The sequence below is a fragment of the Luteibacter sp. UNCMF331Sha3.1 genome, assembly GCF_900109915.1.
In the GTDB taxonomy this organism is placed as follows: Bacteria; Pseudomonadota; Gammaproteobacteria; order Xanthomonadales; family Rhodanobacteraceae; genus Luteibacter.
In genome coordinates this window covers 125444-138072 of the sequence record NZ_FOBU01000002.1, presented here as the reverse complement: position 1 = coordinate 138072, position 12629 = coordinate 125444, and the positions used below count along the sequence as shown (strand labels likewise).

Annotated in this window: 9 protein-coding genes; 4 read left to right on the top strand and 5 right to left on the bottom strand. The window is 66.0% G+C overall.

Annotated elements, in window-relative coordinates; genetic code table 11:
- Positions 1-94: 94 nt before the first annotated feature.
- A complete protein-coding gene (locus BMX32_RS08890) occupies positions 95-2440 on the bottom strand; it encodes a GH92 family glycosyl hydrolase (RefSeq protein ID WP_089977526.1) in 2346 nt (781 codons plus the stop codon).
- A gap of 169 nt (positions 2441-2609) precedes the next feature.
- On the opposite strand from BMX32_RS08890, the gene BMX32_RS08885 reads away from it, so the two are divergent.
- From BMX32_RS08885 to BMX32_RS08870, 4 genes are all read left to right on the top strand, one after another.
- Positions 2610-3659: a LacI family DNA-binding transcriptional regulator gene (locus BMX32_RS08885; RefSeq protein WP_029213758.1), complete on the top strand. Its 1050-nt coding sequence runs from the start codon at positions 2610-2612 to the stop codon at positions 3657-3659.
- A 110-nt stretch (positions 3660-3769) separates the two neighbouring features.
- Entirely contained in the window at positions 3770-4999 is a 1230-nt protein-coding gene (fucP, locus tag BMX32_RS08880; RefSeq protein ID WP_244511548.1) for an L-fucose:H+ symporter permease, read from the top strand.
- An 82-nt stretch (positions 5000-5081) separates the two neighbouring features.
- Entirely contained in the window at positions 5082-6062 is a 981-nt protein-coding gene (locus tag BMX32_RS08875) for a carbohydrate kinase family protein (protein WP_029213760.1), read from the top strand.
- Positions 6059-7276 carry an AGE family epimerase/isomerase gene (locus tag BMX32_RS08870; protein ID WP_029213761.1) on the top strand — a complete coding sequence of 406 codons (1218 nt, stop codon included), beginning with the start codon at positions 6059-6061 and terminating at the stop codon, positions 7274-7276. The genes BMX32_RS08875 and BMX32_RS08870 overlap by 4 nt, the downstream gene beginning before the upstream one ends.
- A gap of 50 nt (positions 7277-7326) precedes the next feature.
- Here BMX32_RS08870 and BMX32_RS08865 read toward each other — a convergent pair whose 3' ends face one another.
- The 4 genes from BMX32_RS08865 to BMX32_RS08850 form a co-directional block, all read right to left on the bottom strand.
- Positions 7327-7818: a DUF3757 domain-containing protein gene (locus BMX32_RS08865; RefSeq protein ID WP_089977524.1), complete on the bottom strand. Its 492-nt coding sequence runs from the start codon at positions 7816-7818 to the stop codon at positions 7327-7329.
- Positions 7819-8656: 838 nt separating this feature from the next.
- The gene (gene ligD / locus BMX32_RS08860) at positions 8657-9529 is read right to left on the bottom strand and encodes a non-homologous end-joining DNA ligase (RefSeq protein WP_089977520.1); all 873 of its coding nucleotides are present in this window, start codon (positions 9527-9529) and stop codon (positions 8657-8659) included.
- Between the two features lie 3 nt (positions 9530-9532).
- Positions 9533-10483 (bottom strand): non-homologous end joining protein Ku, encoded by a 951-nt coding sequence (locus BMX32_RS08855; RefSeq protein WP_089977517.1) that lies wholly within the window; start codon positions 10481-10483, stop codon positions 9533-9535.
- A 166-nt stretch (positions 10484-10649) separates the two neighbouring features.
- Positions 10650-12554, bottom strand: coding sequence for a CocE/NonD family hydrolase (locus tag BMX32_RS08850; protein WP_089977513.1), 1905 nt, complete (start codon positions 12552-12554; stop codon positions 10650-10652).
- Positions 12555-12629 lie beyond the last annotated feature (75 nt).

Below are 12629 nucleotides of genomic sequence, written 5' to 3'. Positions count from 1 at the left end.
CTGTTTCCAGGGAGAAGAGCGACGTACCCGTCCGCTCAGGAGCCGTGCTTAATGCCGAACGCCCCGTGAAGGACCCGTGACGGCGGTGGAGTGGTCAGTTCGCCTTGTCGCTCATCGAGTAGGGTGCCGCGTTCGCACCGGCGGCCCAGGTCGACGGTTTTTCCTGCATAGCGAAGTGCAGCTCGCCACCCGCCACGATCTCTTCGTGGCGGATGAAGGCGCGATCCAGCGGCTTGCCGTTGAGCGTGACCGAGCCGACGTAGGGATGCTTCGCATCGAGGTGGTCGGCCGAGACCGTGAAACGCTTGCCGCCGGCGAGGTTCAGGGTGGCCTTCTCCACGAAGGGGCGGCCGATCACGTACTGGTTGCTGCCCGGGGCCACCGGATAGAAACCCAGCGAGGTGAAGATGTACCAGGCCGACATCTGGCCGAGGTCGTCGTTGCCGACGAGACCCGTGGGCGTCGGGGTGTACTGGGTCGCCATGATGTTCGCCAGACGCTCCTGGGTCTTCCAGGGCTGACCGGCGTAGTCATACATATAAGCCACCTGGTGGCTCGGCTCGTTGCCGTGCGCATACCAGCCGATCAGGCCCGTGATGTCCTCGACGTGCGCGAACGACTTCGGATCCACCTTGGCGTCGAAGACCGAGTCGAGCTTCTTGACGAACGCGTCCTTGCCGCCCAGCGCCTCGATCAGGCCGGCCACGTCCTGCGGCACATACCACGAGTACTGCCACGCGTTGCCTTCGGTGTAGTCGCTGCCGTAGCCAGCCGACGACGGATCGAACGGCTCGCGGTAGTTGCCGTCGCTCTTGCGCGCGCGCAGGAAGCCGGTCTTCGTGTCGAAGCTGTTCTTCCAGTTGCCGGCGCGCTTCATGAAGGTGGCGGCCACATCGTCCTTGCCCATGGCCTTGGCCATCTGCGCCAGCGACCAGTCGTCGAACGCGTATTCCACGGTCTTGGACGCGGCTTCGGGCGTGCGGTCGATCGCGACGTAGCCCAGCTTCATGTAGTCGTCGATGCCGCCGTACGGACCATAGGTGGCGCTCTTCACCATCGCGTTGAGCGCGGCGTCGGCGTCGTAGCCGCGGATGCCCTTCATATAGGCGTCGGCGATGACGGGGACGGCGTGATAGCCGACCATGCACCAGGTTTCCATGCCGCCGTAGGCCCAGATCGGCAGGATGCCGAACGGGCTCGACTGCTGCGCCGCGATCAGGGAGCTCACGAAATCGTTGCTCTTTTCCGGTTCGAGCAACGTCATCAGCGGCTGCTGGGCGCGGTACACGTCCCACAGCGACCACGTGGAGTAGAAGTCGAAGCCCTTCGCGGTGTGCACCTGGTTGTCCGGGCCGCGGTACTGGCCGTTGACGTCCATCGACAGCGTCGGCGAGAGCATCGCGTGGTACAGCGCGGTGTAGAAGGTCTTGCGGGTCTTTTCCGGGGCCTGCACGTCGACGACCGAGAGGTTCTTCTCCCACGCCTGACGGGCTTCGCCGCGGCGGGCGTCGAAGTCGAAGCCGGCACCGTCCTTGTCGAGGTTGGCGATGGCGTTGTCTTCGCTCACGGTCGAGATGGCGACCTTGACCACCAGCGGCTTGGCCAGGTTACCGAAGTCGAACACGCCTTCGAGCGCGCGGCCACTGATGGCGTCGACGTCCTCGGCGCGGTTGCCCGGGCCCGAGAAGCCCTTGTACGGCACGTTTTCCTCGCGGTTCTTCAGGATGCGCGAGGCCAGCGGCTGGTTGAAGCGCATGGCGAAGTACAGCTGGCGGCCCGGGGCCCAGCCGCGCACGGTGCGGCCGCCGGTCACGGTGGCGTCGTCGCGCACGCGCAGCGTCGACCACAGCACCTTGCCGTCGTAGTCGTAGATGCTGGGGCGCAGGTCGAGCAGCAGGTGGGCCGGCTTGCCCTTCGGGAAGGTGTAGCGGTGCCAGCCCACGCGGGTGCCGGCCGTCAGCTCGGCACGCACGTCGTAGTCGGCCAGCGTGACGGCGTAGTAACCTGCCTCGGCTTTCTCGGTCTTGTGATCGAAGCGCGAGCGATAGCCGCTACCGGGCTGCTCGGGGGAACCGGGGTCCAGCTTCACGTCGCCGGCGATGGGCATGACGAGCACGTCGCCCAGGTCGGAATGGCCGCTGCCGGAGAAATGGGTATGGGAAAAACCGAGGATGCTCGAGTCGCCGTACTGATAGCCGGCGGCCCACTTGTAGGCGTGCTTGAAGTCCGGCATCGCCGTGTCGGGCGACAGCTGCACCATGCCGAAGGGCACCGTGGCGCCCGGGAAGGTATGGCCGTCGCCGCCGGTGCCGATCATCGGATCGACGGCCGAGTAGGCGCTGCCGGCCTTGCCGCTCGCGGCCGCGATGGCCAGCGCCGGCAGGGCGAGAGTGAGGGCGGCGGCCAGCAGGCTGCGGCGCAGGCGGGTGGTTCTCGGCATCTCAGGTTCCCCTCGGATTTTCGCGATTCGGGCGGTCCCGATCATTTGGATCGTGACAAACACGTCGAACGTAGCAAAGATAGCAGCCAAGCGCATGTTGCAGTGCGTGATGCATCCCTCCGCCCACCGCGCGATGATCGCCCGGTTTAGATCGTTTGAAGGAGTTCAGATGACGAGGAATACCCCGCAACGCCGCAAGGTGACCCTGGCCGATATCGCCCAGGGTTGCGACGTATCGCGGGCGACCGTCTCGCTGGTGCTGCGAGGCAGCCCGCTCGTGAACTCCGCCACCCGGGCCCGCGTCGAAGCCGAGCTGAAGCGCCAGGGCTATGTTTATAACCGGGCGGCCGCGAATCTGCGCCGGCGCACCTCGTCCAGCATCGGGCTCGTCATCAACGACCTGGGCAACCCCTTCTTCGCCGAATTCGCCGCCGGAGCCGACGAGGCCCTGGCCCGCGCCGGCTACGTCACCCTCCTCGGCAACACGGGCGAATCGCCCGATCGCCAGCAGGCGGTGCTCAATTCCCTGATCGAGCACGGTCCGGCCGGCATCATCCTCTCGCCGGCGGAAGGCAGCGAGGGCGAGCAGGTGCTCGCCGCGGTGGGCATGCACACGCCGCTTCTGGTGTTCAACCGCGAGCTCCCGGACGACGACGGCACCCATCGCTGGGACACGCTGGAGATGGACAACGAGCACGGCGCCCGCCTGGCGACGGAGCATCTCATCGCCCTCGGGCACCAGCGCATCGCGTTCTTCGGCGGCCATCGCGATTCCAGCTCCGTGGAGCAGCGCCGCCGCGGCTACGCCGGCGCGATGCGCGACGCGGGCCTGCCCGTCGACCCCGCATGGCTCATCGAAAGCGCGCCCACGCGCCTCGAGGCCGCACGCCAGACCGGCGCCCTGTTCGCGCGCGACCCTGCGCCGACGGCGGCGGTTTGCTACAACGACGCCGTGGCCCTCGGGCTTATGCTTGGTCTGACCAAACGAGGCCGCCGTCCGGGCGAGGATTTCGCCCTGACCGGCTTCGATGACGTCGCCGAAGCCTCGGTGTGCGTACCGCCCCTCACCACCATCGCGGTGGACCCGCGTGGACTCGGACGGCGTAGCGCCGAACTGATCCTCGACAGACTTTCCAATCCCGAGACGGACACTGCTTATACGATCGCGCCGGTTCGGCTCGTCGTTCGCGAAAGCAGCTGCCCGCCGTCCTCCCCCTGAACTGACAAAGGAGCGCCCACATGGCCACCGGATATACGCCAGCGCCCGGCTCGTCGTCGACGAACTCGGGTGACACCCGTTACACCTTCTTCCCGCTCGCCCTTGGCGTGATGTCCACCATCTTCTTCATGTGGGGCTTCATCACGTGTCTTAACGACATCCTGATCCCGCACCTGAAGGCGGTGTTCGAACTCAACTATGCGCAGGCCCTGCTGATCCAGCTCACGTTCTTCGGCGCGTACTTCATCATGTCGCTGCCCGCCGGCAAGCTCGTTGCCGCCCTCGGCTACAAGAAGGGCATCGTGGCCGGCCTGATCATCACCGGCATCGGCGCCGCGCTGTTCTGGCCCGCCGCCGGCATGCGCGTCTACGGCTTCTTCCTCGGCGCGCTGTTCGTCCTCGCGACGGGCATCACGGTGCTGCAGGTGGCCGCCAACCCGTACGTCGCGCTGCTCGGCCCCGAGAAAACGGCCTCCAGCCGCCTCACGCTCGCCCAGGCCCTGAACTCGTTCGGCACCTTCCTCGCCCCGTTCTTCGGCGGCGTGCTGATCCTGTCCAACGCCGTGAAGTCGGGTGCGGACATCGACAAGCTGTCGGCCGCCGAACAGGTGACCTACCGCGCGCACGAAGCCGCGTCGGTGCAGGGCCCGTACATCGGCCTGGCCGTCGTGCTCGTGCTGCTCGCGATCGGCGTCTACCTGTTCAACCTGCCGGCGCTGGAAGAAACCACGGAAAAGGCGGACGACAGCCAGCATTCGCTGATGGACGCCCTGAAGACGCCGCACGTGTTGTTCGGCGTGCTGGGCATCTTCTTCTACGTCGGCGGCGAAGTGTCGATCGGCAGCTTCATGATCAACTACCTGCAGCTGCCGGAGATCGGCAACATGTCGGGTGAAGTGGCCGCCAGCCACGTGGCGTTCTACTGGGGCGGCGCGATGGTCGGCCGCTTCATCGGCTCCGCACTGCTCGCCAAGTTCTCGCCGCGCAAGCTGCTCGCCGCGTTCGCCGTCATCAACATGCTGCTGGTCATCACCACCATGCTGACCACGGGCACCGTCGCCGTCTACAGCATCGTCGTCATCGGCCTGTTCAACTCGATCATGTTCCCGACGATCTTCTCGCTGGGCATCGAGCGCATGGGCCCGCTGACCGGCAAGGCGTCCTCGCTGCTGATCATGGCCATCGTCGGTGGCGCGCTGATCCCCTGGATCCAGGGCATCATCGCCGACCAGATCGGCCTGCAGCACGCGTTCTTCATCCCGCTGATCTGCTACGCGTACATCGTGTTCTACGGCCTCAGCGGCTCGAAGATCCGCAACCTCCCGGTCGCCTCGCGCTGACCTTCGTCCCCCGACGGCCGGCCATCGCATGGCCGGCCGTCGTGTTTCCCTTCCACCTCGCCCCCAAGGACAGGCCGTACGCATGTCTTCCATCCTCTGCTTCGGCGAGGCGCTGATCGATTTCCACGCACAGCCCCAGGGCGGCGCTGATCAGCCTCCCGCCTTCGTCCCTTTTGCCGGCGGTGCGCCGGCCAACGTCGCGGTCGCCGCGGCCCGCCTGGGTGGCAACGCCCGATTCGCCGGCATGCTCGCACGCGACATGTTCGGCGACTTCCTGCTCAAGAGCCTCACCGACCTCAAGGTCGGCACCGAGGACGTCGCACGCACGGACGAGGCGCGTACCGCGCTGGCCTTCGTGGCGCACGACGACAAGGGCGACCGCAGCTTCAGCTTCTACCGTCCGCCCGCGGCCGACCTGCTGTTCCGCCCGGAACACTTCCGCGCCGAGGCGTTCGACGACCTGGCGATCTTCCACGTCTGCTCCAACTCGCTGACCGAGGCCGCCATCGCCGAGACCACGGTCGAGGGCATGCGTCGCGCCCGCAAGGCGGGTGCGCTGGTCAGCTTCGACATGAACCTGCGCCCGGCCCTGTGGCCGAAGGACGAGGCACCGTTGCCGCGCCTGTGGGAAACCCTGCACGAAGCGGACGTGATCAAGCTCAGCGCGGAAGAGTTCGCTTTCATCCACGCGGGTGCGGGTTCCGACGACGCGGTGCTCGATCGCCTGTGGAAGGGCAATGCCCGTCTCCTGCTGGTGACCGACGGTGCGGAGCCGATGCGCTGGTTCTCGCGTAGCGCACGCGGCACGCTCGCCGGCTATCGCGTCGAGGCCGTGGACACCACCGCCGCGGGCGACGCCTTCGTAGGCGGCCTGCTCGCGCGCCTGTCCGCCGAGGGCATCACCCCCGACCGTTTCGACACGCTGATCGACGACGAAGCGCGCCTCGTCGACCTGATCCGCTTCGCCGCCGCGTGTGGTGCCATCACGGCCACGCGCAAGGGCTCGTTCACCGCTATCCCCGACCAGGCCGAAGTGAAGGCCTTCATGGAGACGCACGCATGACGACCGTTCCCCTCCCCGATTTCCACAACGTCGACGTCCTGCGCGACCACGTCGCGACGACGATGAAGTTTTACCAACCGAACGAGGTCGACAAGGCCGGCGGCTTCTTCCAGTACTACAAGGACGATGGTTCGGTGTACGACCGCACCCACCGTCACCTCGTGTCCAGCACGCGCTTCGTATTCAACCACGCGATGGCGTTCCTCGAATTCGGCAAGCCCGAAGACAAGGAACTCACGATGCACGGCCTGAAGTACCTGCGCGAAGTGCATCTGAACCCGGAAACGGGCGGTTACGCCTGGACGATCGCCGACGGCAAGCGCGACGACCAGATGAACCACTGCTACGGCCTGGCCTTCATGCTGCTGGCGTACTCCTGCGGCGTGAAAGTGGGCTTCGACGAAGCGCGCGCGTGGCAGGGCGAGATCTGGGACCTGCTCGAGAAGCGCTACTGGGAACCGGCGTACGGCCTGTACCGCGACGAGGCGGACAAGGACTGGAACTTCACCGGTTACCGCGGCCAGAACGCGAACATGCACATGACCGAGGCCATGATCGCCGCGTGGGAAGCCACGAAGGACGATCGCTACCTCGACCGCGCGCTCGTGCTCGCCGAGAACATGACCCAGCGCCAGGCGGGCCTCACGCCGCAGAAGCTCGTGTGGGAGCACTACCACGAGAACTGGACGATCGACTGGGAATACAACCTCGACAATCCGAAGCACCTGTTCCGTCCGTGGGGCTTCCAGCCGGGGCACCAGACCGAATGGGCCAAGCTGCTGATGATGCTCGAGCGCTACACCAAGGGCACGTCGCGCCATAAGGCATGGCTCGTTCCCACGGCGAAGCACCTCTTCGACGAAGCGCTCGACAAGGCCTGGGACAAGGAATACGGCGGCATCGCGTATGGCTTCTCGCCGGAAGGCGACGTGTGCGACGACGACAAGTATTTCTGGGTGCAGGCCGAATCGCTCGGCGCGGCCCAGCTCCTGTTCGAGACCACCGGCGAAGCGAAGTACGACGAGTGGTACGAGAAGATCTGGGCGTACAGCTGGGAGCACTTCGTCGATCACAAGTACGGCGCGTGGTATCGCATCCTCAAGCGCACCAACGAAAAGTACGACGACGAAAAGAGCCCCGCCGGCAAGACCGACTACCACACGATGGGCGCCTGCTACGAAGTGATGGCGTCGCTGCGCCGCATGCAGGGCTAGTCACCGTGCGTACTGCGCCGGGCCTCGCCGGGCGCAGTACGTCGTGCGTCTCATCTGGCTTCCCGGAACAAGCACGCGGGCGAGCTGCCGCCCGTGCACCTCTGCGCCGACGTTCCGTTGCTTTCCTGCGCAGACCATCCGTCGCTTCCTTCGGCTACCGGCTCGTATCGCGTATCGCCTTTCGAACTCATGCGCAGAAAGATCTTGGGCTTCCCGTCAGCCTCTGCCGCCGCCTGCTCGGTCGTGGGTTTGTAGTCGCAAGTGACCTGGCCGCTGGCCAGAATGTTCGCGGCCGCAAAGGTCATCTTGAAGTGGAGTTTATTTTCGCAGGTCGACGGGTCTTCACCCTCCCAGTCGATGCCGCCGTCGTCCGCACTGTAGATAACGCCTCGACTGTCCGCTCGCGTAGCGCAGTCATCCTCTACCACCGACTTTATCTTGCCCGCATCGGGGCACCTGAAGGTCGGCGTAGCCGCCATGGTGAGGCCCGCAAACGCAAGCGTCGCCGCCGCGAGCACGATGTGCCATCGTCCAGAACTCATCACACGCTCCTTGTGTTATCCCGATTGTGAAACCATCGTGCGCGGCGCGGCCACCCTGCGCAAGTCCAAAAATGGATGCGGCTCACCTGAATCAAACATCAGCATCGCGGCGTGCCGAAAACGCTTTGCGATACTCACTTCGGACGCCAGGCGACTCGGCAGCACCTGTTTCAACGAGGCAATGCCAGTCCATGGATCATCCTCGAGACCGTTCGCGCGTTTCAGTGCCTCCTCAGATCGACCGAACCCGCGCTCCCCAGCCGCGCGATCTCGTCCCAGCGCAACGGAATAGCCACCGCGCGCGCAGCGACCAGCCGGTGACAGCGCGCCCCGTCACCGTCATCCCGGCGTACGCCGGGATCCAGGCGTCGGTCCCCGAGGGTGCGTCGACTTCGTGCGCCTAAAGCCGATGCCAACTCCACGCATGGACCGATCGCATCGCGGTGGATACCGGCGTACGCCGGTATGACGTGAGGTAAGACCGGTAAGCTACGGCAGCTTCTGCTTCAGCGTTGCAACCCCTTCCCACGGATCGGCCCCCAGCGTCTTCGCCCGCTTCAGATCGAAGGTCCCCCCGTCTTAGGCCGCGCAATCTCGTCCCAGTGCAACGGCATGGCCCCAAGTGCTCCCGGAAGCGCGCGCAGCGACCAACCGGTGACAGCGTCACCCTGTCCCGTCCCGTCACCGTCATCCCGGCGTACGCCGGGATCCACGGCGTCGGTCCCCGAGGGTGCGTCGAGCTCGTGCGCATAAGGCCGATGCCAACTTCACGCATGGACCGATCGCGTCGCGGTGGATACCGGCGTACGCCGGTGTGACGTGAGGTAAGACCGGTAAGCTACGGCAGCTTCTGCTTAAGCGTTGCAACCCCTTCCCACGGATCCGCTTCCAGCCCCTTGGCCCGCTTCAGCGCCCGCTTCAGATCGAAAGCCCCACCGGTCTTCAGCCGCGCGATCTCGTCCCAGTGCAACGGCATGGCCACGGGTGCTCCCGGGCGCGCGCGCAACGACCAGCCGGTGACGCTCGTGGCACCGCGTGTGTTGCGCAACCAGTCGATGAAGATCATGCCTTCGCGTTTCGCCTTGCTCGCCTCCGCGATATAGGCCCTGGGCTTGTCGGCGACGAGTTCGTCGGCGAGCGTTTCGCAGAACGCCTTCACCTGGACCCACGACGGCCCGCGCCGGATCGGCGCGACCACGTGCAGGCCCTTGCCGCCCGAGCTGCGTACGAAGCTCTCGAGTCCGTGCGCCGCGAGGCGTTCGCGGATCTCCCTCGCGCCGGCCACCACCGCCTTCCACGCCACGCCGCTGGCAGGGTCGAGATCGAAGATCAGGCGATCCGGCTGGTCGGGCGCGTCGATGCGGGAACCCCACGGATGGAACTCCAGCGTATTCATCTGCACGAGTTCCAGCACGCCGCGCACATCGTCCACGTAGATGTATTCGGCGGCCTCGCCGTCCTTCTCTTCCAGCGTCACGGCTTTCACGTCCGGGCCCAGCGAGTCGGCATGGTGCTTCTGGAAGAAGCACTGCCCTGTGGCGCCCTGCGGGCAGCGCACCACGGAAAGCGGGCGGTCGCGGAGCTCGGGAAGCATCCACGGCGCCACTGCCTCGTAGTAAGCGGCCACCTCGCCCTTGGTGGGGCCGCCCTCGCCGAAGACCTCGCGCTCGGGATGCGTGATGGTGACGCCACCGACGACGGTCGCCGACATCGGTCAGCTCGCCCGGCGTCTGGCGGGCGCCTTGCGCGCCGCCGCTTTGTTGCCGGGCGCCTTCTTTGCCGCGGTCTTCTTCGCGGGTGCGGTCTTCGCAGGCGCTTTCTTCGCGGCGGACTTCTTCGTCGCGACTTCCTTGATCGCGGGCGTGCGCGTCTTCGCGCCGATGCTCTTCTTCAGCAGCGCCATGAAATCCACGACGTTGGTCGTCGCATTCTCCGGTGTCCGCTCTTCTTCCTCGACCGTGGTCGTGACGCCCTTGCTCTTGAGGCGCTTCTCGATCGCCGCCCGCAGTTTGGCGCGAAACTCGTCGTGGTACGCCTCGGGCTTCCACTTGCCGGACATCGACTCGATCAGTTCCTTCGCCATCTCCATTTCGCGCGAGGTGATGCGGTAGTCGCCGGCCGCCTTTTCAGGCAGCTCGTATTCGTCGGCATCGACGACTTCCGCCTGATACCGCAGGATGTTCATCATCAGCGCGTTGCCCTGCGGCATCACCGCGGCGAGGTATTCCTTCGTGCGGATCACGACGCGCGCGATGCCCACCTTGCCGGTCTTCTTCAACGTTTCGCGCAGCAGCACGTAGCCTTTTTCGGCCTTCTTCGCCGGCAGCAGCACGTACGGTTTCTCGTAATAGGCCGGCGCGATGTCGGCGCCATCGACGAAGGCGTCGATCTCCACGGTTTCGTGCGCGTCGCTGGCCGCGTTGCGGATGTCCTCTTCCTCGAGCACCACGTAGCTGCCTTTCTGGTACTCGAACGCCTTGACGATGTCCTTCCAGGGCACTTCTTCACCCGTGTCCGCGTTGACGCGCTCGTAGCGCACCGGCGTGTTGCTGCGCTGATCGAGCATGCGGAAGTGGATGTCGTTACGGCGCTCGCCGGACATCAGGCGGATCGGTACGTTGAGCAGACCGAACGACAGCGTTCCGGTCCAGATGGGGCGGGCCATGGGGTGGTCCTCGACGCGGGGTGTGTCGCGAGGATACGGACGCCCGCGTGGAGGGATTGGCAAAACCCGCGTTACGCCTCAGCCCGCCGATCGTGGGAGCGGCCTTGGCCGCGATGGGTGCTCGCGGCAAGCACCCATCGCGGCCAGGGCCACTCCCACATGGGCGTTACTTACCCTCTACCACCGGCAGCTCGATGCTGCTGGCCTTGCCCGGCGCGTGCCACACCTGCTGCGTCGCCTTCCGGTAATCCGACGGCTTCGCGAAGAAGATGTTCGGCACGAACGTCTGCGGGTTGCGGTCGTACAACGGGAACCACGACGACTGCACCTGCACCATCACGCGATGCCCGGGCTCGAACGTGTGATTCACCGTCGGCAGGCCGAAGCGGTACTGCAACGGGGTGTCAGGGGTCAGCGCCTTCGGGTCGGAGAAGCTTTCGCGGTAGCGGCCGCGGAAGATGTCCATCGACACCGCGAGCTCGTAGCCACCCATGGTCGGGTTGCTCGCGTTCATGGCCGGATAGACGTCGATCAGCTTCACCACCCAGTCGCTGTCCGTGCCGCTCGTGGACGCGTAGAGGTTCACCTGCGGAGCGCCGGCGAGCTTCAGGGGCGCGGTGAGCGGCTCGGTGACATAGGTCAGCACGTCCGGCCGCCCGTCGACGAAGCGCTGGTCCTGCACCAGCCACGTCGTCCACGACTGGCGGTCGCCGAAGTGCACCGGGCGGGGCACGTACGGCACCGGCTTCGCCGGGTCCGAGACGTACTCGTCAAACGTCGCAGCACCCTCGGCGGGGGCTTCAAACGACAACTTGCCATTGGCACTAAGGTACAGCGGACGGCTCCCTTTGGCCTGGGGCCACGCCTTGTAGCGGTCCCAATGGTTGCCGCCGGTGTCGTAGATCAGCACGGGCGGGGTGTTCGCCCTCGGCGCGCCGTCGACCAGATACTGGTTGAAGAACGGCAACAGGACGTCGCGCCGGAACTGCAACGCGGTGTCCCCGTCGAAGTTGAGCGCGCCCAGCGAGGCGCCGCCGTAGTTCACCCCGCTATGCCGCCACGGGCCCATGACGAGGTAGTTCTTGTCGTTGCCCTTGTCCTTCGGCTCCACGGCCTCGTAGCTATGGATGGCGCCCCACATGTCTTCCTGGTCCCACAGGCCCTGCAGCCACATGGTGGGCACCTTGAGGGGATGCTTGGCCATCTCCCTGTCGAGGGCCTGCTCTTCCCAGTACTTGTCGTAAGCGGGGTGCTCGCTGAGCTTGCGCCAGTAAGGCAGCTGGTCGAGGCCGGCGGCACGGGCGTAGTCGCCCGCCGAACCCGCCGCGAGGAAGTTGGTGTAATCGTCGTAGCCGGCGCGCGCGAGCGTGGCGCCCTTGCCGCGCTTCGCATTCTGTCCGGCGATGTAGTCGAAGTTGGTCTGGCGGAAGGCGCCGTAATGGAACCAGTCGTCGCCCATCCAGCCGTCCACCATCGGACTTTCCGGCGCGGCCACCTTGAGGGCCGGGTGCGGATCGATCAGCGCCATGACGACGGTGAAGCCCTCGTACGACGACCCGATCATGCCGACCTTGCCGTTGGACTCCGGCACGTTCTTCACCAGCCAGTCGATCGTGTCCCAGGCGTCGGTGGAGTGATCCGTCTTCGAATCGTTGAGCGGGCCGCGCAACGGCCGGGTCATGACGTAGTCGCCCTCGGAGCCGTACTTGCCGCGCACGTCCTGGAACACACGGATGTAGCCGGCATCGACGAAGACCTCGTCGCCCTGCGGAAGCAGATCGCGCATCGTGGACGCATCGGCGCGCGCCGCGCGACCGTCGGCGTTATAGGGCGTGCGGGTGAGCAGGATGGGCGCCTTCTTCGCGTTCTTCGGCACGACGATGACGGTGTGCAGCTTCACCCCGTCGCGCATCGGGATCTCGACCACGCGCTTGACGTAGTCGTTCGCGGTGAGGGGAGCGTCGAAGGTCGCGGGAATGTCGGGCGTCATCGGCGCGGTCTGCGCGGCCGCGACGGTGGAGGCGACGGCCAGGGCGAGCGCGAGCATGGGCAACAACGGGCGATGCGTCATGGAGGATCCTGTGGCAGTGGGACGGACGAACCGCCCTAGCGTGCCGCATCCTCGCGGCGAGGACCATGGGCCGTC